The 20,561-nt window shown below is 64.4% G+C and carries 17 protein-coding genes; 4 read left to right on the top strand and 13 right to left on the bottom strand.

Going from position 1 to position 20,561, the window contains the following annotated elements; genetic code table 11:
- Positions 1-138: 138 nt before the first annotated feature.
- Positions 139-1,311, bottom strand: coding sequence for an ABC transporter substrate-binding protein (locus ABIB06_RS11600; RefSeq protein ID WP_354048269.1), 1,173 nt, complete (start codon positions 1,309-1,311; stop codon positions 139-141).
- A gap of 307 nt (positions 1,312-1,618) precedes the next feature.
- Here ABIB06_RS11600 and ABIB06_RS11595 point away from each other — a divergent pair, with 307 nt between their 5' ends.
- Positions 1,619-2,881, top strand: a complete 1,263-nt coding sequence (locus ABIB06_RS11595) for an NAD(P)/FAD-dependent oxidoreductase (RefSeq protein ID WP_354048267.1) — start codon at positions 1,619-1,621, stop codon at positions 2,879-2,881.
- Between the two features lie 129 nt (positions 2,882-3,010).
- On the opposite strand, the gene ABIB06_RS11590 is transcribed toward ABIB06_RS11595, so the two are convergent.
- Both ABIB06_RS11590 and ABIB06_RS11585 read right to left on the bottom strand, forming a co-directional pair.
- A complete protein-coding gene (locus tag ABIB06_RS11590; protein ID WP_354048265.1) occupies positions 3,011-4,222 on the bottom strand; it encodes an ABC transporter substrate-binding protein in 1,212 nt (403 codons plus the stop codon).
- A gap of 44 nt (positions 4,223-4,266) precedes the next feature.
- Complete coding sequence (locus ABIB06_RS11585) at positions 4,267-5,475, bottom strand: cytochrome P450 (RefSeq protein ID WP_354048264.1); 1,209 nt, start codon at positions 5,473-5,475, stop codon at positions 4,267-4,269.
- A gap of 83 nt (positions 5,476-5,558) precedes the next feature.
- On the opposite strand from ABIB06_RS11585, the gene ABIB06_RS11580 reads away from it, so the two are divergent.
- On the top strand, positions 5,559-6,065 hold the full coding sequence (locus ABIB06_RS11580; RefSeq protein ID WP_354048262.1) for a MarR family winged helix-turn-helix transcriptional regulator: 507 nt from the start codon (positions 5,559-5,561) through the stop codon (positions 6,063-6,065).
- 370 nt (positions 6,066-6,435) lie between these two features.
- Here the strand turns inward: ABIB06_RS11580 and ABIB06_RS11575 are convergent, their stop codons facing one another.
- Positions 6,436-8,286, bottom strand: coding sequence for a feruloyl-CoA synthase (locus ABIB06_RS11575; RefSeq protein WP_354048260.1), 1,851 nt, complete (start codon positions 8,284-8,286; stop codon positions 6,436-6,438).
- Between the two features lie 152 nt (positions 8,287-8,438).
- On the opposite strand from ABIB06_RS11575, the gene ABIB06_RS11570 reads away from it, so the two are divergent.
- Both ABIB06_RS11570 and atzF read left to right on the top strand, forming a co-directional pair.
- Positions 8,439-8,933 (top strand): MarR family winged helix-turn-helix transcriptional regulator, encoded by a 495-nt coding sequence (locus tag ABIB06_RS11570; protein ID WP_354048258.1) that lies wholly within the window; start codon positions 8,439-8,441, stop codon positions 8,931-8,933.
- A gap of 205 nt (positions 8,934-9,138) precedes the next feature.
- Positions 9,139-10,944 (top strand): allophanate hydrolase, encoded by a 1,806-nt coding sequence (gene atzF, locus ABIB06_RS11565; protein ID WP_502916528.1) that lies wholly within the window; start codon positions 9,139-9,141, stop codon positions 10,942-10,944.
- Positions 10,945-11,066: 122 nt separating this feature from the next.
- Here the strand turns inward: atzF and ABIB06_RS11560 are convergent, their stop codons facing one another.
- From ABIB06_RS11560 to ABIB06_RS11520, 9 genes are all read right to left on the bottom strand, one after another.
- Entirely contained in the window at positions 11,067-11,789 is a 723-nt protein-coding gene (locus ABIB06_RS11560) for a GntR family transcriptional regulator (RefSeq protein ID WP_354048254.1), read from the bottom strand.
- Positions 11,790-11,793: 4 nt separating this feature from the next.
- Complete coding sequence (gene hpxZ / locus ABIB06_RS11555) at positions 11,794-12,186, bottom strand: oxalurate catabolism protein HpxZ (protein ID WP_247443596.1); 393 nt, start codon at positions 12,184-12,186, stop codon at positions 11,794-11,796.
- Between the two features lies 1 nt (position 12,187).
- Positions 12,188-13,582, bottom strand: a complete 1,395-nt coding sequence (locus ABIB06_RS11550) for an AtzE family amidohydrolase (RefSeq protein WP_354048252.1) — start codon at positions 13,580-13,582, stop codon at positions 12,188-12,190.
- A 7-nt stretch (positions 13,583-13,589) separates the two neighbouring features.
- Positions 13,590-13,769 (bottom strand): DUF4089 domain-containing protein, encoded by a 180-nt coding sequence (locus tag ABIB06_RS11545; protein ID WP_247339199.1) that lies wholly within the window; start codon positions 13,767-13,769, stop codon positions 13,590-13,592.
- A gap of 15 nt (positions 13,770-13,784) precedes the next feature.
- Positions 13,785-15,521: a dipeptide ABC transporter ATP-binding protein gene (locus tag ABIB06_RS11540; protein ID WP_354048251.1), complete on the bottom strand. Its 1,737-nt coding sequence runs from the start codon at positions 15,519-15,521 to the stop codon at positions 13,785-13,787.
- A 103-nt stretch (positions 15,522-15,624) separates the two neighbouring features.
- Positions 15,625-16,524 carry an ABC transporter permease gene (locus ABIB06_RS11535; RefSeq protein ID WP_354048249.1) on the bottom strand — a complete coding sequence of 300 codons (900 nt, stop codon included), beginning with the start codon at positions 16,522-16,524 and terminating at the stop codon, positions 15,625-15,627.
- 65 nt (positions 16,525-16,589) lie between these two features.
- Positions 16,590-17,603 (bottom strand): ABC transporter permease, encoded by a 1,014-nt coding sequence (locus ABIB06_RS11530; protein WP_354048247.1) that lies wholly within the window; start codon positions 17,601-17,603, stop codon positions 16,590-16,592.
- 6 nt (positions 17,604-17,609) lie between these two features.
- On the bottom strand, positions 17,610-19,232 hold the full coding sequence (locus ABIB06_RS11525) for an ABC transporter substrate-binding protein (RefSeq protein WP_354048246.1): 1,623 nt from the start codon (positions 19,230-19,232) through the stop codon (positions 17,610-17,612).
- 221 nt (positions 19,233-19,453) lie between these two features.
- The gene (locus ABIB06_RS11520) at positions 19,454-20,413 is read right to left on the bottom strand and encodes an aminoglycoside phosphotransferase family protein (RefSeq protein WP_354048244.1); all 960 of its coding nucleotides are present in this window, start codon (positions 20,411-20,413) and stop codon (positions 19,454-19,456) included.
- Positions 20,414-20,561 lie beyond the last annotated feature (148 nt).

The raw sequence follows: 20,561 nt of genomic DNA, 5'->3' as shown, positions 1-20,561 counted from the left end.
ATTGCGAGGAGCCCTTGCGACGAAGCAATCCAGAATCCCTCAGCGGAAAGATTCTGGATTGCTTCGCTGCGCTCGCAATGACGGGGAGAGAGCTGAGAGCCCCTCTCCCCGCGAGCGGGGAGAGGGAAAGCAGAGACCTCACTTCATTGCGCATTTGTCGTGGAAGCGATCCTGGTCGTTCTCGACGATGGTCGCGACCGTCTTCAGCGAGAGCTGGCCGTCGCCGTCCTTGACGACGTCCTGGAGATAGAAGTTCTGCACCGGGATGTGGTTCTTGCCGTATTTGAAGGGGCCGCGCAGCGACTTGAAATTGGCCTTCTCCATCTCGGCCTTCATCGCGTCCTTCTTGCTGGTGTCGCCCTTGACCGCGACCACCGCGCTGTTGATGAGCTGGGCCGCGTCATAGGCTTGCGCGCCGTAATAGGTCGGGCGCAGGCCGGTGTACTTCTTGCGGTAGTCGGCGACAAAGCGCTTGTTCTGCTCGTTGGGCAAATCATTCACCCATTCCTGCGCGCCGGGCACGCCGAGCGCGTTCTCCTTCTGCAGCGGCAGCGACAGCTCGTCGACGGTGAAAGCCGTATAGAGCGGCATCGTGCTCTTCAGCCCGGCCTGCGCATATTGGTTGAGGAACTGCACGCCGGCCGCACCGGGATAGAACACGAAGATCGACTCGGCGCCCGAGGCGCGCGCCTTGGAGAGCTCGGCGGAGAAGTCGAGCTGGCTCGGCCACACCGTGTATTCCTCGCCCTTGACCTCGCCCTTGAACGTGCTCTTCACGCCCGCGAGCATGTCCTTGCCGGCGGCGTAGTTCGGGCCGATCAGGAACACGCTCTTGACGCCCTTCTGGTTCATGTAGAGGCCCATGGCGGCCGGCGTCTGGTCGTTCTGCCAGGAGGTCGAGAACACGTAGGGCGAACAAAGATCGCCCGCGAGCTGCGACGGACCGGCATTGGCCGAGATCAGGATGGTCTGCGAATCCACCGCGGTCTTGAGCGAGGCCAGCAGCACATTCGACCAGATGTAGCCGACGATGAAATCGACCTTGTCGGACTGCACCAGCTTCTCGGTCTTCTGCTTGCCGACATCGGGCTTCTGCCCGTCGTCCTCGTAGATCACCTCGACCGGCTTGCCGTCCATCTTGCGGCCGATGTGATCCAGCGCGAGCTCGAACGAGTTGCGCATGTCGTTGCCGATCACGGCGGTCGGACCGCTGAAGGTCGAAACGAAGCCGATCTTGATGGTGTCGCCGGCGAATGCCGGGCTTGCCAGCACCAGCGCCGCTGCGCCCGCCAGCCAGAATGCCGTCCTCATAGCCTCTCCCCTCCTTATTATTGAAGCCCGCAAACGGGTGATCGCCGCCCCGGGTCAATCTCTATTGAACGCAAAATCTGTCGAGCCGCCAATGGCTCAGCGCCTGCCCTGCACCATAATTCGCCCTAATCGTGAATGGCAAGAAATATAGTTCTACTCACTTCGGCGAGGGCTGCGGCGCTTTTTCGCGGGATATCGGTACACTCGATACACTTGGCCTATCCGGCGATTGATGACCGCTATTGGACCGCGACGCCCAATTCGCACTTAAATAAAAGAACAGAGAAGCGAGATTCGAGGGCGCATCATGACCACGACACCGCATCGCGTCGTCATCGTCGGAGCCGGCTTCGGCGGACTGGAGACGACCCACCGGCTGGCCGGCAGCCCGGTCGAGATCACGCTGATCGACCGCCGCAACCATCACCTGTTCCAGCCGCTGCTCTATCAGGTCGCGACCGCCTCGCTCGCCACCAGCGAGATCGCCTGGCCGGTCCGGCACCTGATGCGCGACCGGCGCGACGTGACGACGCTCTTTGCGACCGTCAGCGGTGTCGATGCCGACAGGCGCTGCGTGCTGATCGACGACGGCAGCGAGGTGCCTTACGACACGCTGGTGCTCGCCACAGGCGCGCGGCATGCCTATTTCGGCCACGACGAATGGGAGCAGTTCGCGCCGGGTCTCAAAACACTGGAGGACGGGACCACGCTGCGCCGTCACATCCTGGTGGCGTTCGAGCGCGCCGAGCGCGAGACCGATCCGGAAAAGCGCGCGGCGCGGCTGACTTTCGTCATCGTCGGCGCCGGCCCCACCGGGGTCGAGCTTGCCGGCACCATTGCCGAAATGGCGCACCACACCTTGCCCGGCGATTTCCGCAACATCGACACGACGAAAGCGCGCGTGGTGCTGATCGAGGCGGGGCCGCGCGTGCTGGCAGGTTTTGCCGACGACCTCTCGGCCTATGCGCAGGCCTCGCTGGAAAAGATCGGCGTCGAGGTCGTACTTGGCAAGGCCGTCACCGAGATCGACCGCGACGGCGTGGTTTTCGGCGGCACGCGGCTCGATGCCAAAACCAAGATCTGGGCCGCCGGCGTCCGCGCCTCGCCCGCGGCTGAGTGGCTGGGCGCGCCGGCCGATCGTGCCGGACGCGTACAAGTGGAGGCCGATCTCACCATCCCCGGTCATCCCGAAATCTTTGCGATCGGCGACACCGTTGTGATCAACGCCTGGCACGGCAAGCCTGTGCCCGGTATCGCGCCGGCCGCCAAGCAGCAGGGACGTCACGTCGCCGACAGCATCAAGGTCCGGCTGCGCGGAGAACCGACAGGCCCGTTCCGCTACAAGCACTCCGGCAGCCTCGCGCAGATCGGCAAACGGCTCGCGGTGATCGACTTCGGCAAGGTAAAACTGCGCGGCACCGTCGCGTGGTGGATCTGGGGCATCGCCCACATCTACTTCCTGATCGGCTTGCGCCACCGCCTCAGCGTCGCGCTGAGCTGGCTCTGGATCTACGCCCGCGACCAGCGCGCCGCGCGGCTGATCACGCAGGGAAGCAGCAAGGTGGTGTAGGGACCATCCTCTCGTGTCCCGGACGCGGCGCCGCATGAAATGACGCGACGCAGAGCCGGGGCCCAGACCTGTGGGCCCCGGCTCTGCAGCGCAGCGCTACGCGCCGTACTGCGTCCGGGGCACGAGACCCTACTTCACCAGCTCACACCCGCCCTCCGCCAGCGGCCGAAACGCCTGCTCCGTGGGAATCGTCGAGACCAGCTTGTAATAGTCGTACGGATATTTCGACTCCTCCGGCTTCTTCACCTCGAACAGATACATCGGATGCACGACGCGGCCGTCCTGGCGGATCGTGGTGTCGCCGAACAGCTTGTCCTTGCCCTTGAACTTCTTCATCTCGGGCACAGCGTCCTTGGCATTGTCGCTGCTGGTCGCGGCGACCGCGTTGAGATAAGCGAGCGTGGACGCATAGACGCCGGCCTGGTTGCCGCTTGGCATCTTGCCGTTCATGCCGGGCCGCGCGGCGAACCGCTTGGCGAAGGCGCGGGTGTCGTCGTTCATGTCCCAGTAGAAGGCCTCCATGAGCTGAAGGCCCTGCGCGACCTTGATGCCCATGCCATGGACGTCGTTGATGAAGAGCAGGAAGGCGACCAGCTTTTGTCCGCCCTGCTGTATCCCGAACTCGGCGGCCTGCTTCACCGCGTTGATCGTGTCGCCGCCGGCATTGGCGAGCCCGATCACCTGCGCCTTCGAGCCCTGCGCCTGCAACAGGAAGGACGCGAAGTCGGAGGTGCCGAGCGGATGCTTGCTGGAACCCAACACCTTGCCGCCATGCGCCTCGATGTATTTTTGGGCTTCCGCTTCGATGCCCTTGCCGAGCGCGTAATCGACCGTAAGGAAATACCAGTCCTTGCCGCCGCGCGACATCATCGCGGCCGCCGTGGTATTGCCTGTGGCCCAGGCGTCGTTGACCCATTGGATGGTGTTGGGCGAGCAGGCCTTGCCGGTGAGATCGGAGCTCGCGGTGGACGACGCCAGGAACGTCATGCGGCTGTCGCGCAGCAGCGTGTTGATGGAGAGACCGACGGCCGAGTTCGGCACGTCGACGATGGCGTCGACACCCTCGACGTCGAGCCATTTGCGCGCGATGGCGTTGCCGACATCGGCCTTGTTCTGGTGATCGGCATAGACGATCTCGACCTTGATGCCTTTGCCGCCGCCGTTGAAATCCTCGGCAGCCATGCGCGCGGCCTCGACCGAACCCATGCCGTTTGTGTCCTGGAAGATGCCGGAAATGTCGTTGAGCACCCCGACGCGCACGACATTGTCCGATATCTCGGCATTTGCCGCGCCGCCGATCAAGCTCGCAGCCAGCGCAAGTGTCCACTTCAAGTTCTTCATTGTTCCCTCCCCTGTCGTATTTATTGTTTTCGATGCCAGCAGCGTCAGGCCGGCATGATGGTCACAGGCAGGCTGTCGAGCCCGCGCAGCGTGTTGTTGAAGCGACGTTGTGGAGCGCCGGTGATCTCGATCTTTGCGATCCGGCGGGCCAACGCCGCGAGCATTGTCTCGCCTTCGAGCCGCGCGACCAGCTGGCCGACGCACATGTGAATACCTGAGCCATAGCCAACATGGCCGGACGTGCGGCGGGTGATGTCGTAGCTGTCGGGCTTGTCCCAGCGCCGCGGATCGCGATTGGCGGCAGCCAGGAACATCAACACCTTCTCGCCCTCACCGATGGTCGCGCCTGACAGTTCGACCTCGCGCGTTGTTGTGCGGAAGAAGGTCTGCACCGGGCTTTCAAAACGAATGGCCTCCTCGAAAGCGTTGCGCGCCAGCGTGAAATCGTTGCGCAGGCGCTGCCACTGCTCAGGGAAGCGCGCGAGACAGTAGACCGCTGCACCGATGCCGTTGACGGTGGTGTCGAGACCGGCCGACAAGAGCGAGCGCACCAGCAGCGGCGCTTCAGTGGCGGTGATGGCACCCTCGTCGACATGGGCGTGGATGCAGGCGCCGATACCGCCGGGCGTGAGGTTGTCGCGCTGGCACTGCTCGGTGACGTAGGCTTGGTGCGGCGCCGAGCGCGCGATCGCCTCCTTGCGCAATTGGTTCGGCGGGCCGAAGGCGTTGAACACCAAGCTCGCATAGGGAATGAGATTCTCGCGTCCCTCAGGCTTCAGCCCGAGCGCGTCCGGGAAGATCGACAACGGATAGGCTTCGGCGAGGTCCGCGATGGCATCGAAGCTGCGTTTCTCCAGCAGCGCGTCCACACGCGCTTCCGCTGCCGCGGCGAAGCGGTCGCGAAGCCCCTTCATCACCGTCGGCGACAGCACCTTTGAGAGCACGGCACGCGTGCGGGTGTGCTCGGGAGGATCGGCCTCGAGGATCAGGCTCGGCGGCCGCCACGGCGTCTCCTTCTTGAAATCGGAGAGACCGACACCGCGGCTCGAGCAGAACGTCGCGGGGTCGTTCAGCACGGCATGAACCTCGGCATAGCGCGCTACGCCGTAGAGTTTCCATTTGTCGAGATAAACGACCGGACCTGTCTCTCGCAGCAATTCATGCGTCGGATAAGGATCGGCGAAAAAATCCATGTCGAAGGGATCGACGTCGAGATGCGGGACGGCCGATACGGCAGAGCCGGGTGCACTCATTGAACTCCTCCCTCATTTTGATCTTGTGAAAGGGCCGCGCTTACCTTTAGGTCTCCGGACACGCCGCGAGACAGAATCCCGATATGCCGCCGTCTTCGACCAGAGCCCGCCAAAAACCTGCACCCGCGGAGACGGGGCCGACGCTCGATCTCGATCGCTACGTCCCGGCGTTCATCACCTTCATCGCCAACAAGCTCTCGAACAGCGCCACCGCGTTCTATCAGCGGCAGTTCGGCGTCAACGTCACGGAATGGCGGATCATGTCGCTGCTGGCGATCGAGCCCTGCATTCCCGCTTCGCGCATCTGCCACGTCATTGGTTTCGACAAGGGCCCGGTGAGCCGGACGCTGGCGGGCCTGGAAAAGCGGGGGCTGGTGTCGATCCGCACCGACCCCGACGACGGGCGCACTCATTCGATCTCGCTGACGGCGAAGGGCCGCGCTACCCATGACAAGGTGATCGTCGCGGCATTCGAGCGCGAGCGACGCCTGTTGTCTTGTCTGGGCAAGGACGAGCGCGAGGTGCTGATCGACCTGTTGCGCCGCCTGCACGAGAATCTCGGCGCGGTCACCGGCGGCACCGAGACCTGACGCGCCGCGCAGCGGGCGCGGACCCCTGTCACGCCCAGGCATGCACCGGCATTCGCCCGCGGCACCCTTTCTGCTGAGCATTGCTCCCTCCGAGATCTGACGCGGCGGTTCCTCCCGCCATCATCCTTGTCCCGAACGGTTCGCACAAGTTAGTTGCTTAGGCAACAAAAGAATCGGCAAAGATATTGCGGCAGAATCGCTGGCGTAATTGGGCTTGCCCAACTCTCGTGTCCCGGACGCGCTGCAGCGTGAAACGCTGCTGCGCAGCGCCGGGATCCATGCGACGGCGCGCACTAAGCGAGATAGGCCCCGGCTCTGCAGCGCATCACTGCGTGCTGCGCTGCGTCCGGGGCACGGGCCCAAACAACCGCTACGGACCAATCCACTCCCCCGGCGCATCGTCGTTCAACCGCGCCAGCGCTTTGACGCGCAGCGTCAGCACGGCGCGCTGATTGATGTAGCCCTTGTCCGTAATCTCCCCGCCGTCCACCGACGGCGGCTCGGCGAGCAGCAGTGCGCGCGTGGCGTGGCCGGAGGAATTGGCCCCCTGCTGCTTCAGTTTCGCGAGACCCCGCGCGATCGCCGTTCTGACCTTGTCATGCGCGAGCACGTTGTTCGCGCCTGCCGTCTCGGGCAAACCCGCGTGAACTCGGCAGGCGGCGATGTTCGGAAACACCAGGAAGCGCACCTCGTCGCCGCCATGACCGGTGACGACGATGTCCTGCGCGAGCGGCGCCAGCGCGGCGATGCCGGCGACGCGCAGCGTGCCGACATTGACCCAGGTGCCGGAATTGAGCTTGAAGTCCTCCGCGACGCGGCCGTCGAAGAACAGGCCGCGCTCGGGCCGCCCGGCGTCGGCGAACTTCACGGCGTCACCGATGAGATAAAAGCCCTCGTCATCAAAGGCCTGCCTGGTCAGCTCCGGCGCCTTCCAGTAACCCGGCGTGACGTTGGGGCCGCGCACCCGCACCTCCAGCTTGTCGCCGGAGGGGACAAGCTTCAATTCGGTGCCGGGTATAGGCACGCCGATATTGCCCGAACGCTCCGCGAGGAAATGGCAGTCGGTCGCCAGCGGCGACGTCTCGGTTGAGCCCCACGCCGAGACCATTGGCAGCGCGCGGCCAACGGTCTTGACGGAGAGTTCTTCGAGCGCGTCCCATAGATTTTGAGGCAGCGCGGCACCGGCGTAGAACGCGAACTTCACCTCGCCGAAGAAGCGGCGGCACAGCGCCTCGTCGCCGCGCAGCGCCGCGATCAGCATGTCAAAGCCGCGCGGCACGTTGAAATAGACCGTCGGCATCACGCTTTTCAAATTGGCGAGTGACGTCGCAAAGAGGCCCGGCGCAGACTTGCCGCCGTCGATATAGAGCGAGCCGCCATTGCGCAGCACGAGATTGAAATTGTGGTTGGCGCCGAAGGTGTGGCTCCAGGGCAGCCAGTCGAGAATGACGAGATCGCTGCCAGCTTGCTCGAGAAAGGTCCAGGTCTGCGCCTTGGCCTGCTGGCTGGAAGTCAGCATGCGCTGGGTGTTGATCACGGCTTTCGGCGTACCGGTCGAGCCCGAGGTGAACAGGAATTTTGCGATCGTATCGGGCGTCACCGCGGCAAAGGCCGTTGCGACCTCGGGGCTCTCGGGCGTTGCCGCGATGGTGCCGAAGGCCAGCGCATCGATATCGTCTGCATTGCCGCTGATGATCTGCGCACGATGCAGCGGCTTGATCGCGGCCATCGCCGCCGCAAACGGCTTCACTGCTGAGACATAGATCGCGGCGGGCTCAAGCAGTGTGATCATGCTCTTGAGCTTGTCAAAGTCCTTTGACATCAGCGAATAGGCTGGCGAGATCGCCGCCGAGGGCACGCCGATATGCTGGGCCGCAAGAGCCAGCAGCGCATGATCGATGCTGTTGTCGGAGAGGATCGCTAGCGGATGCTCTGCGCTGAGACCCTGCGCCAAAATCCAGGACGCCGCAGCACGCACCTGGCGCAGCGCCTGCGCATAGGTGACGGTGGTCCACGGCGCTTCGGCACTGCTGCGCTCTGCGAGGAAAATCGCATCAGGCCTTTGCCGCGCCCATTGCTCCAGCCAGTCGCCGATGCAGCGCGCGCCATTGCGCAAGGGGTCGGGCGAGCGCAGCACGATGCTGCCGTCGGCGCGATGCTCGGCAACGGTTTTGGGCGTCGCGAACAAGCTCGAAGCATCACCGCGTGGGGCGGCTGTCATGGTTTCCTCCTCGCCCGGAAGCCGGGATCGGCCGCAGCCTCGTCGCAGGCCGCGTTGGCCATAATGTTGAGCGTGGCAATTGTTGTCGTCAACAACAATCTTCCGCTGGCACGGCGAAGACGCTACAACAATGGCCCGGCAGGAGACCCGACGTGACAACCACCGCAGCCCAGACTTTCCCACGCAAGCGTGCGGCCAACGGCGCAACGCCGCGGAACGACGCGGACGAAATCGGCCTCGACGCACTGGTCGGCCACGCCGGTTATGCGGTGCGGCGCTTCCAGATCTGGATTTTCCAGGACTTCGTCAAAACGCTCGGCAATGTCGACATCCGGCCGACGCAATATTCGGTGCTGACGGTGATCGGCGCCAATCCCGGCCTTTCGCAGATGGCGGTGGCCAAGCGCCTCGGCATCGAGCGCGCGCGGCTTGTGCATCTGCTCGACAGCCTCGAACAGCGCAGGCTCGTGAAGCGGGTCAGATCGAAGACCGACCGGCGCTCCCATGCCCTGCACCTCACCGCGCAAGGCGAGACGGCGCTGGCGAAATTCAAGCGCCTCGCCGCGGAGCACGAGCGGCATGTCGAGGACAGGATCGGCAAGGAGAACCGGGAACGGCTGCTGCGGATCCTCGCTGACTTCACCTGACCCAGACTGCCCACTATTTATGCAAATGCTCCCGGCAGGGCGCTGGCACGACGGCCACCCGACCCTCGAAATATCCCTCAAGCGACTGATCCCCCGATAATATCCGGAGCACTCGTCCTGCCCGGATCGTGTACACAATGGCACATCGCTTGCTTCGATACGGGTGAAGGCAGATAGCCGGAGTTTTGTCGCCATGAAGGCTGGAATGGGGGCTGAGCAGCCTGAAACGATCGCCGCGATTGTGGCCGCGCATCGCGCGGGCACGCTCACGCCGGCGCAGACGGTCGCGCGCACCTATCAGCGCATCCGCGATCACAACGATCCGGCCGTTTTCATCAGCCTGCGCGACGAAAAGGACGCGATCACGGAGGCCGAGAAGCTCGCCACGAAGGACGCCGCCAGCCTGCCGCTCTGTGGCGTGCCGGTCGTGGTAAAGGACAATATCGACGCGCTGGGATTTCCGACCACCGCGGCCTGCCCGGCCTTCTCGTATACGCCGATGCATGATTCGACCGCGGTGCAACGGCTGCGCGCCGCCGGCGCCATCATCATCGGCAAGACCAATCTCGACCAGTTCGCGACCGGCCTCGTCGGCGTACGCTCCCCTCATGGCATCCCTCGCAATTCGATCCGCGATGATCTCATTCCCGGCGGATCGAGCTCGGGCTCAGCCACCGCCGTCGGCGCCGGGCTGGTGCCGCTGTCACTGGGAACTGACACCGCCGGCTCCGGACGCGTGCCGGCGATGCTCAACAACATCGTCGGGCTGAAGCCGAGCCTCGGCATGATCTCGACCGCTGGCCTGGTGCCGGCCTGCCGGACGCTCGACTGCATCTCGGTGTTCGCACTGACCGTGGACGACGCCGCGTTGGCGCTCTCCGTGATGACTGGCCCCGACCAGGCCGATCCGTTCTCGCGCGATCGGCGGCTGGGCGCGATCACGCCGCTCCCGGCAAACCTGCGTCTCGGCGTGCCGCGCAACGGACAGCTGATCTTTTTCGGCGACAAGAAGGCGGAAACGGCCTTTAGCGATGCGCTGAAGCGCTGGACCGCGCTTGGCGCAACGCTCGTCGAGTTCGACCTCGAGCCGTTCTACGAGACAGCGCGGCTACTCTACGAGGGACCGTGGGTCGCCGAGCGCTATCTCGTGATCCGCGACCTGCTGGCGTCCGCGCCGGATGCGATCCATCCGGTGACGCGCGAGATCACCGTGGCCGGCGCGCGGCTGACGGCGGCGGAAACCTTCTCCGCGCTCTATCGCTTGCAGGGCCTGCGCAAGATCGCCGAGCGCACCTTCACCAACATTGACGCACTGATGCTGCCGACGGCACCGACGGTCTATACGACCGCTCAGGTGCTGGCCAATCCGGTCGAGCTCAACAGTCGGCTCGGCACCTACACCAATTTTGTGAATCTGCTCGACCTCTGCGGTCTCGCGGTGCCGGCAGCGATGCGGGACGACGGCATTCCATTCGGCATCACGCTGCTTGCGCCGACCGGACATGACGCGCTGCTCGCGAGCATCGGCCGTGTGTTTCACGCGGCTACGGAGCTGACGCTTGGCGCAAGGGGCGTGGCGCAGTCTCCGCTCGCGCCGCTTGCCGCGAACAGCGTCGATGAAATTCCGATCGCCGTCGTCGGCGCGCATCTGTCAGGCATGGCGCTGAACGGCGAGCTGAAAGCGCTGAACGGCCAGCTGATCGAGGCGACCAGGACCGCGGCTGACTACAAGCTCTACGCATTGAAGACCACGCCGCCGAAGCCGGGCATGCGGCGCGTCGAAGCCGGCAAGGGCGCGTCGATCGAGCTGGAGATATGGTCGCTGTCGTCGTCCGCTTTCGGCAAGTTCGTCAACGCGATCCCCGCGCCGATGGCGATCGGCACAGTGCGGCTGGCCGACGGCCGCACCGTGAAGGGGTTTCTCGTCGAGCCGGAAGTGCTGGGCGACGCCCGCGACATTACGGCCTATGGCGGTTGGCGAAAGTATATGGCGGAGAAGGCGACGGGATAGGTGCATCTCCTCATGGTGAGGAGGCGCGCAGGCGCCGTCTCGAACCATGAAGGCCACGCGGCTGCATCTCGGCCTTTCATCCTTCGAGACGCGGCCTTCGGCCGCTCCTCAGGATGAGGAGATCACACCGACACCGCGTAGATCTCGTACTCCCCGCGCACCAGCTCGATATGCGCGCGCATCGCGGCCGCGGCGCCCTGCTTGTCGCCGCGCATGATGGCGACGACGACGCGGTCGTGCTCGGCTTGGGATTTGGCGAGACGTCCAAGGTTGCGGAACTGGGCGCGGCGGAACGGCTGCACGCGGACGCGCGTCGCCAGCGTGATCTCGGCGATGTAGCCGTTCTGCGATCCCGCATAGATCGCGTTGTGGAAGCGCTCGTTGACCTCGTGGAAACGATCGGGATTGCCGGTGTAGCTCAAGACCCGCAGCTCTTCGTGGATGGCCTCCAGGCCGTGGCGCTCGACGGCAGACATGCGCTCGGCCGCGAGACCTGCACAGAGCGCCTCTAGCTCCGCCATCGCCTCGAACATGCTTGTCAGCCGTTCGAATGAAGGCTGCGCCACGACCGCGCCGCGATGAGCACGCGCTTCGACGAGACCGCTTGCCACGAGCTGGCGCAGTGCTTCCCGCACCGGCGTGCGGGAGACGCTGAAGCGGCGCGCGATGTCGGTCTCGTCAAGCGGGGAGCCGGGCGCCAGAGCTCCGCGCACGATCTCGTCGGCGAGTTGCAGGCGCAGCTCCTCGGCGCGCGTGACCTTCTGCACCGAAGGCGACGCCCGGTCGACGCGCGGCACCACCGGCTCGGCCGGCAGTGTTCCCTGCGGAAGGTCGTCAAGCGTCATACGATCAGGTCTCTTTCGACTCGTCGATGATGCTGACATGGGCGGCGACGACGCGCCAGCCCTCCGGGAATTTTACCCAGGTCTGCATCTGCCGGCCGACCTTACCCGGCACCGTGTCGCGATAGAACAGGGTGGAGGCGACCGCGGTGTCGCGGCCATAGCTGGTGATCACGGTTTTCGCAGTGCGGCGGTTGAGGCCGACCGGCGAGCGCCCGGCTCGAAAGCCGGAGATCGCCTCATAGCCGTAGAGGTTCTCGCCGATACCATAGCGCAGCGTGCGGGGATCGTTGCGGAAGAGCTCGCCGAGCACGGCGACGTCGTTGGTGATCAGCGCCTGCTCGTAGCGGTCGAACGCGGCTTTGACTTCCGCGATCACGTCGGGAAGATCGATCTCCATCTCAAAATCCTTTTGGGCTGGGCGGAGCGACGACGCCCATCTTCTCCAACGCGTACGCGACGCGCAACGCGATGTCCTCGCGCCAGGGCGCGGCGATGATCTGCACGCCGATCGGCAGCGGCTCGAGCGGCACCGGCACCGCGACGACCGGCAGACCGATGAACGAGATCGGCTGGGTGTGGATGCCGATATTGGCGCGCACCGGCAGCTCGACGCCGCCAAGGTTGAAATTGACCTGGCCGAGCTTTGGCGCGGTGCAAGGCGTCGCGGGGGCGAGCAACACGTCGACGGACTTGAAGACCTCGGCGAGTTGCGCGCGATACCAGCGACGGAATTTCTGGGCGCGGTCGACCAGCGGCGCCGGCACCATGGCGCCCGCGATCAACCGGTCGCGCACGGCTGGATCGAAATCGTTCGGCCGCTTGCGCAGGCGATCGAGATGCAGCGAGGCGCCTTCGGTGGTGCTGATGACATAGGCCGCGGCACGGGCGCGCGCGGCTTCGGGCACGTCCACCACGCGCGTTGCGCCCAGCGCCTTGGCGACGCGGCCGATAGCCTCGACGGCTTCCGGAAACAGATTCTGCTGGAAGTACTCGCCGGCGATCGCAATGCGCAGGTCCGAAACCGGATTGGCGAGCAGCGGCAGCGTCGGCTCTATCCCGCGCGCCGTGCAGGCGGCATCGTCGGCATCCGGGCCCTGCATCACGTCATAGGCCAGCGCGAGATCGGTGGCCGAGCGCGCGAACGGGCCGAGATGATCGAGGCTCGCGACGAACGGAAACGAGCGCGCGCGCGAGAGCCGGCCATAGGTCGGCTTCAGGCCAAAGATGCCGCAGAAGGAGGACGGCACGCGGATCGAACCGTTGGTATCAGAGCCGAGCGCGATCGGCACCAGCGCGCCGCCGACCGCGCTACCCGAGCCGCCGGAGGAGCCGCCGCTCATTCGCGTGGTGTCATGCGGATTGCGCGAGGGACCGTGATGGACATTCTCGCCGGTGAAGTCATAGGCGTATTCGCCCATATTGAGCGCACCGACCAGCACGGCGCCGGCGGCCTCCATGCGCTCGATCAGCGTGGCATCGCGCGTGGCGGGCACGCGGTCTCGGTTGATCTTCGAGCCTGCGCGTGTGGCGAGGCCCGCGACGTCGAACAGGTTCTTCACCGCGAAGGGCACGCCGGCGAGCGGGCCGACGGACTTGCCGGCGGCGATATCGGCGTCGATCGCGCGCGCTTTGGCACGGGCGCGATCGGCGGTGATGTCGGTGAAGGAGTTGAGGATGGTGTCGTGCTGCTTGATGCGCGCAAGCGCTGCTTCGGTCGCATCGAGCGCCGACATTTTGCGGCCCGCAACCGCGCTCGCGATATCGGAAGCTGTCATCTCTGGCTTGGTCGTCATGGCGGCGTCAGACGGTGAACACGGGCGCCGGCTCGGTCTCGTCCGGCAGCGCGAATTCGTCGACGAGGCGGCCGAGCCGCAACGAGACTTCGAGGTTGGCGCGAATGGCCGGTCGCCAAGCGTCCTCGACCGGCAATGCCAGCGCCTGCGATACGGCGTCGATGTAATCGTCCAGCGGTTCGGCCATCACGCTCCCAAACAATCAATGCAACGGCAACGGCGGATGCGGGATCGCCGTCAGCAGCTCCTTGGTGTAATCGTCCTGCGGATCGCTCAAGACTCTGTCGGAAGAGCCTTCTTCGACGATTCGACCCGACCGCATGACAATGACACGATCGCACAACAAGCGCACCACATTCAAATCATGCGAGACGAACAGATAGCTCATACCTAGCCGTGCCTTGAGGTCCTGAAGCAGATTGAGCACCACGGCTTGCACCGAGACGTCGAGCGCCGCGGTCGGCTCATCCAGAATGACGAGCTTTGGGTGCAGGGCGATGGCGCGGGCAATGCCGACGCGGGCCTTCTGGCCGCCCGACAATTGATGCGGGAAGCGATCGAGCAGATTGAGCGGCAGGCCCACCATGGTGGCCAGTTCCTCGCAGCGGGTGCGCAGCGCATCGAGCCCCCTGATGTCGCCGAGCTGCATGATGGGGTCGATGATGGCTCGTGCGGCGGTAAAGCGCGGGTTGAGGCTGTCGGTCGGATCCTGGAACACCATCTGGATACGGCTGCGTTGCGGCAGCCGGGCAAATCCCGCCGGCGCAATGCCGCCGATGTCCTCGCCGTCGAACTGGATCAGGCCCGAGGTCTGGTCCAAGAGCCGCATCACCATCATCGACGTGGTCGATTTGCCGCAGCCGGACTCGCCGACCAGGCCGACGCTCTCGCCATGACCGATGGAAAAGCTGATGCCGTCGACCGCGCGGAACACATCCGGCTCGACCGGCGGCTTGCGGCCGAGCAATTTGCCGAGCGTCGCGGTCGCGCCCTGGCGAGGATATTCCTTGACGAGCTTTTCGATGAGGAGAAGGGGCTGGTCGCTCTTCCTGGCCTCGTCTTGCCACGCCTGGTGGATGGCCGGGTCAGGCGCGGCCATGACAGCTGCGCCCTCCTCCTCCGGTAACAGATCCCGCAGGCTCACGCCGAGCCGCGGCGTCGCGCGCATCAGCTTTTTCGTATAGGGGTGCTGCGGATTGGCGAAGATGTCGGCGGCTTTCGCGGTCTCGACCACCCGGCCCTTCTCCATCACCACGACGCGGTCGCAATAGGCGGCGGCCAAGCCGAGATCGTGGGTGATCAGGATGGTGGACATCGCCTTGCGCTTGGTCAGCTCGACGATCAGGTCCATCACCGCCTTCTGCGTGGTGACGTCCAATCCAGTCGTCGGTTCGTCCGCGATCAAAAGCTGTGGATTGCAGGCGAGCGCGAGCGCGATGACGACGCGCTGGCACATCCCGCCGGACAGCTCGAATGGATAGGCGTGATAGCGCTCGCGCGGGCGGGCGATCTTGACCTGCTCCAGCGCCTCGATCGCCTTCTCGCCGCGGTCCGAAACCATGGCCTGTTGCACATGGGTGCGCAGCACGTCCTCGATCTGGTCGCCCACTTTCCGGATCGGATTGAGCGCGGCGCGCGGGTTCTGGAAGATCATCGAGACTTCGCGGCCGCGCAGGTCGCGCATCTGGTCTTCGGTCGCGGCCTTGACGTCGATCCCGGAGAACATCACCGAGCCCTCGGCGATCCGCCCCGCGCGGTCGAGGATGCGCATCACCGCATACGACGTCACCGATTTGCCGGAGCCGGACTCGCCGACGATGGCGAGCGTCTCCCCCTTGGCGATGGAGATGTTGACGTGCTGCACCGCCTTGACGATGCCGCGGCGGGTGTTGAATTCGACCGTGAGGTCCTGGACGTCGAGCAGGGGCTGGGCGGTCATGGGTGCCTCCCAAACAAACCCGTCGAAAACAACCCCATGCACAGTAGAATTGGATTGATTTCATTGGAGAATTTTGAGCGGGAATTTGCGCGTACTCCAGCCATCACGTCCTCCGCTGCGGGTCGACGATGTCGCGCAGGCCGTCGCCGAGGAGGTTGAAACAAAACACGGCGATCATCAGCGCGAGGCCCGGGAACAGCGCGATCCACCATTCGCCGGAGACCATGAAGCCCGCGCCTTCGGCGACCATGATGCCCCATTCCGCCGTCGGCGGACGGACGCCGAGGCCGATGAAGGACAGGCCGGCGGCATTGAGGATGGCGTAGCCCATGGTCAGCGACATCTGCACGATCATGATCGGCATGATGTTGGGCAGAATATGCACGAGAAGAATACGGAATTCGCCGTTGCCGGAGAGACGCGCCGCCTGAACGAAGCCGGCATTGCGGCGCACATTGGCTTCGGCGCGCGCGACCCGGGCATAGAGCGGGAAGTTCACGATCGCGGTCGCCAAAATGATGTTCTGCACTGTGTTGCCGAGCGCCGCGACGATGCCCATGGCGAGCACGAACAGCGGAAAGGCCATGATGGTGTCGGCGATGCGGCCGACGATACGGTCGGTCCAGCCGCCGAAATAGCCGGCGGCGATGCCGGCGAGCCCGCCCATCAAAAACACCAGCACGACGGAGGCCACCGCGATGAACGCGTCGAGCCGCGTCGCCACGACGACCCGGCTGAAGATGTCGCGACCAAGCTGGTCGGTGCCGAACCAGTGCGCAGCCGAGGGCGGCTTCAACGACGCGGCGGTGTCGGACGCCAGCGGATCATACGGCACCACATAGGGACCGAAGATCGCAGCAATGAGGATCACGATCAGCAGCGCGAAGGCGAAGCCCGTGACTTTGTTCTCGCCGAGCACGTAGCGGGTCTGGTCGAGCAACGCGACGAGCCCTGACGTCCGCGCGGGACTTACGGGTTCGACAGCAGGCGCAACGGAGCTCATTGTGTCCCTTTTGTTTTGCCCATGATCCTGTCGGAAAACCGGCCTCCACTTTTCCGGATCATGCGCTACCCTTCCAGCCGCACGCGCGGATCGATCACGCCATAGAGAATGTCGATCACGAGATTGAGCAGCACGTACATGACCGCCATGGTCAGCACAAAACCCTGCACCGGCGCGAAGTCCGACGAGATCAGCGCCTCGACCGCGTAGGAGCCGATGCCGGGCCATGCGAACACTTTTTCGACCAGCACGTTGGCGCCGAGCAGGAACGAGAACACCATGCTGAGCGTGGTGATGACGGGAAGCATCGCGTTCCGAAACGCGTAGGTGACGATGACGGTCGCGGGCGACAGGCCGCTGGCGCGCGCGGTGCGCACGAACTCCGACGACAGCACCGCCAGCATCGAGGCACGCGTCATGCGCGCGATCGGCGCCAGCGAGAAGATCGCAAGCGTCGTCGCCGGCAGGATGAGCTGGCTGCATGCCGAACGGAACGCCTCGAGGTCGCGCGCGATCAGGGTGTCGATCAGGTAGAAGCCGGTTACCGTCGGCGGTGCGCTATAGAACACATCGAGCCGGCCGAGCGGCGCGGGCGACCAGCCGAGCCGGAAATAGAAGACATAGACCAGCACGAGGCCGGTGAAGAACACCGGCAGCGAGACGCCGGCCGTCGTCGTGACGCGACAGAGATGATCGACCCATGAGCCCGGCCGCGTCGCCGCCAACACGCCGAGCGGGATGGCGATCACGATCGAGACGACGAGGCCGAGCAGCGTCAACTCGGCGGAGGCCGGCAGGCGGTTGCGGATCTCGGCCGCGACCGGCTGGCCCGTCGTGAGTGAATTGCCGAAATCGCCATGGGCGAGGTCGTTGGTGTAGCGGAAGAACTGCTCGATCAGCGGCTTGTCGAGGCCGAGCTTTTTGCGGATCTGCTCGACGGCTTCCTTGGTCGCGGCGGGACCGGCGAAATACGCGGCAGGGTCGCCGGGCAGCGCGCGCGTCAGCAGGAAGGTGACGATGACGACCCCGATCAGCGACGGGATCGCGAACATCAGGCGCTTGCCGATCATAGTCAGCATGACCCCTCACCCCTTCGCCATCGCGCGGTAATCCAGGCGGCGGTGAAACCAGTATTGGTAGCCGCTGATGTTCTTCTGCATCGCGACGTTGACGAAGGGCTGGTACAGCGGGATGCGCGGGATGTCGCTGTAGGCGAGGTCGACAAAGCCCTTCACGTCGGTGTCGTAGGTCGCCGTGTCGCCGATAGCTGCCGCATTGCGTGCGCCGTCGATGAGCTTGTCCATCTCCGCCGACTTGTAGCTCATGGTGTTGAAGACGGAATTGTTGCCGTGATAGCACCAGTAGAAGAAGTATTCGGGGTAATCGAGCCAGCCCGAGAACACGTTGGTGAAGAGCGGCATCTCCTTCTTGTTCAGTTCGGTGCGCCAGTTGGCGCCGGGCACCTTGTTGATGGTGGTCTTGATGCCGATCTGGGCCAGGCTCTCCTGCACCAGCACGCAGAGCGGCTCGTTGACGCCGGCGAAGTTCAAATCGAACGAGATCGTGGTCTCGAAGCCGTTGGCGTAGCCCGCCTCGGCCATCAGCGCCTTCGCCTTGTCCATGTCGGTGTTGTATTTGTGCGGCTGCGGCCAGGCGACTTCGGTCGGCTTGTCCTTCGGCGCGCCGAACATCGGGTTCGCGAGCCCGAACATCACCGCGTCCATGATCTTCTGATAGGGAATCGCGTAGGCGACCGCCTGACGTACCTTGGGATTGTCGAACGGCGGCTTGGTGACGTTCATGCCGATATACTGGATGCCGTTGGAGAACGGCAGCGACACCACGTTGAGCTTGCCGCTCGCCTTCATCTCCTGGAAATCCTTGAACGGCAGCTCGTAGGAGATGTCGGCGTCACCGCGCTCCAAGAGCGCGCGGCGATTGCCGGCCTGCGGCACCATGCGCCAGATCACGCGCTTGATCTTCGGCAAGGGGCCGCCGACCCAATCCTCGTTACGCTCCATGACGACTTCGGTGCCGGCGGTCCACTTCGTCACCTTGTAGGCGCCCGAGCCCGCGGTCTGCTGCTTCGTGTACTCAAGACCCCAGGGGTCTTTTTCGCTGGCGTTCTTCTTCACCAGTTCGGAATTGATGATGCAGGGAACGATGACGGCGAGATCGGGGATCGTGAGCCGGTCCTTCTTCGCGAAATCGACGCGGATCGTGTAGTCATCGATCACGACGAACTGCTCGGGTTTTGTCAGCGAGCCCGCGCTCATCTGGAAGGTCGGAAAACCGCCGACGCTCACCGCGCGATCAAGTGACCATTTGACGTCCTTCGCGGTCACAGGCGCGCCGTCGTGGAATTTGGCGTTCTTCTTCAGCTTGAAGGTGACCGACATCTCGTCGATCTTGAAGTCCTCGGCGAGCTCACCCCTAAACTTGTCACGGTCGTAATAGGGCACGCCGCCGGGGCCGCTCTTCATCTCGTGGCTGATCAGACGGTCGTAGCAATTCCAGGATACTTCGTAGCCGGGCACGTTGGTGCCGACGCCGTGGATGTCGAGATTGTTGGGGCCACCTTCCGAGACGATCAGCAGCGTCTCCGACCGCGCATCGGCCTGGGCGGACGAGATCACCGTCGGCATGGCCGGAAGCGCCGCACCAGCGGCCAATCCGGAAACGGACTTGAGGAAATCGCGGCGCTTCATGAAACGGCTCCAACTCGAAAGTTTTTGGTTGGAACTGGATTCGCAAGGTTCGTGCCAAGGCTTAACGAGACGCTAGTCAATCAATAAGTTGTTGTTAGTACGTGATAATATAGCTTTCCGGCCAAGCCGCCGCTCTCAATCAAGATGCCAAGGCATTGCATACAAAGAAGCGTAATTGCACATAAAATAGACTGTCGTACTCCGCGCTCAACTCGTGGGCGTCATCCCGGCCAGATCAGATCCTGCAACTCGACAAGATCGTTCGCCTGCTCCTGCCAGCCCTCGATGCAGATGTGGCTGTTGAGGTCGCTGGCGCGGTGGAGGAGCATCAGGGCCATCAGCCGTCGCTTCAGCGCGTAGTCCGGCTTCGCATAACCAAAACCCTCGAGCAGGCTGCGCACCCTCCCCGGCCGGCCCGCTGCCATGAACGCGCTGGGCCCGAGCAGATCGTAATCGCGCCATCCCGCCAGCACGTCGCCGAAGTCGAACAGGCCGGCGAGCGACCATTGATCGTCGCAGCAGGCGAGCAAGAAGTTCTCCGGAATGTATTCGCCGATCAGGATCACCGGCGGCGAGTCCATCGGAATGAGTTTTGGCGCGTCGCGCAGGAGATCGTCGAGGCCGGCGAGGAATTTCGGCGCAAGGCCCAGACGCGTGTGTCGCGCCTTGCAGCCCAGCATCTGGGCGCGCATGAAGTCGTCCCAGCGCGGCTGGATTTGCGCGACCGGGCCGAGCGGCGCGCGCTGCACGGACGCAATGGTCTCGCCGATCTGACGCAGCACGCGCTCCTTCTGCGCTTCGGCTAATCGCGGCCAAACCTCCGAGCCGAGCGTGCCGGCAAGGCGCGTGATGATCAGATAAGGCCAGCCGTCGCGCTCGCCTTCCGCGACGATCTCGGGAATCGGCAAATGTAGACGGCCGGCAAGCTGCGTCAACGAGCCGCGCTCGGAGACGAATTGGGCGCGCAGCAGCGGCGGGAAAATTTTCAGGATCAGCCGGTCACTGAGGCCGACGACGAGATTGGTGCCGGTCGCAAACACAAGCGGCGCGCTGACATCGACACCGTGACTGTGCGCGATGTCGAGCGCAATCGGCAGCCATCGCGAGGGAGTGGCGCGCCAGGCGCGAAAGCTTTCTGCGTCGGCGAAGTGAGGTAATTGCTCCGATGGACCATTCGTCATCCGCATGCGCTCACGCAGAACAGGCTTGAGTCGATCCGGCGCAGGCGCAGGACGCGGTGCACCTCTCCCGCTTGCGGGAGAGGTCGACGCGCAGCGTCGGGTGAGGGCTTTCTCCTCTTCGGGGTTCTCGATCGCGGAGGCACCCTCT

This window comes from Bradyrhizobium sp. LB8.2 (assembly GCF_040548035.1).
Taxonomy (GTDB): Bacteria; Pseudomonadota; Alphaproteobacteria; order Rhizobiales; family Xanthobacteraceae; genus Bradyrhizobium.
The sequence above is the reverse complement of the archived record's forward strand: the minus strand, read 5'-3'. Positions and strand labels throughout refer to the sequence as shown.

Bases quoted from the DNA above. Each gene is read 5' to 3' on its own strand.
- ABIB06_RS11550 (WP_354048252.1), bottom strand. From the start codon at position 13,582: ATGACGACCAAGCCAGAGATGACAGCTTCCGATATCGCGAGCGCGGTT.
- ABIB06_RS11595 (WP_354048267.1), top strand. From the start codon at position 1,619: ATGACCACGACACCGCATCGCGTCGTCATCGTCGGAGCCGGCTTCGGC.
- ABIB06_RS11575 (WP_354048260.1), bottom strand. From the start codon at position 8,286: ATGACAGCCGCCCCACGCGGTGATGCTTCGAGCTTGTTCGCGACGCCC.
- ABIB06_RS11590 (WP_354048265.1), bottom strand. From the start codon at position 4,222: ATGAAGAACTTGAAGTGGACACTTGCGCTGGCTGCGAGCTTGATCGGC.
- ABIB06_RS11545 (WP_247339199.1), bottom strand. From the start codon at position 13,769: ATGGCCGAACCGCTGGACGATTACATCGACGCCGTATCGCAGGCGCTG.
- ABIB06_RS11535 (WP_354048249.1), bottom strand. From the start codon at position 16,524: ATGAGCTCCGTTGCGCCTGCTGTCGAACCCGTAAGTCCCGCGCGGACG.
- ABIB06_RS11530 (WP_354048247.1), bottom strand. From the start codon at position 17,603: ATGCTGACTATGATCGGCAAGCGCCTGATGTTCGCGATCCCGTCGCTG.
- ABIB06_RS11520 (WP_354048244.1), bottom strand. From the start codon at position 20,413: ATGACGAATGGTCCATCGGAGCAATTACCTCACTTCGCCGACGCAGAA.
- ABIB06_RS11540 (WP_354048251.1), bottom strand. From the start codon at position 15,521: ATGACCGCCCAGCCCCTGCTCGACGTCCAGGACCTCACGGTCGAATTC.
- ABIB06_RS11585 (WP_354048264.1), bottom strand. From the start codon at position 5,475: ATGAGTGCACCCGGCTCTGCCGTATCGGCCGTCCCGCATCTCGACGTC.
- ABIB06_RS11525 (WP_354048246.1), bottom strand. From the start codon at position 19,232: ATGAAGCGCCGCGATTTCCTCAAGTCCGTTTCCGGATTGGCCGCTGGT.
- ABIB06_RS11560 (WP_354048254.1), bottom strand. From the start codon at position 11,789: ATGACGCTTGACGACCTTCCGCAGGGAACACTGCCGGCCGAGCCGGTG.
- ABIB06_RS11600 (WP_354048269.1), bottom strand. From the start codon at position 1,311: ATGAGGACGGCATTCTGGCTGGCGGGCGCAGCGGCGCTGGTGCTGGCA.
- hpxZ (WP_247443596.1), bottom strand. From the start codon at position 12,186: ATGGAGATCGATCTTCCCGACGTGATCGCGGAAGTCAAAGCCGCGTTC.
- ABIB06_RS11580 (WP_354048262.1), top strand. From the start codon at position 5,559: ATGCCGCCGTCTTCGACCAGAGCCCGCCAAAAACCTGCACCCGCGGAG.
- atzF (WP_502916528.1), top strand. From the start codon at position 9,139: ATGGGGGCTGAGCAGCCTGAAACGATCGCCGCGATTGTGGCCGCGCAT.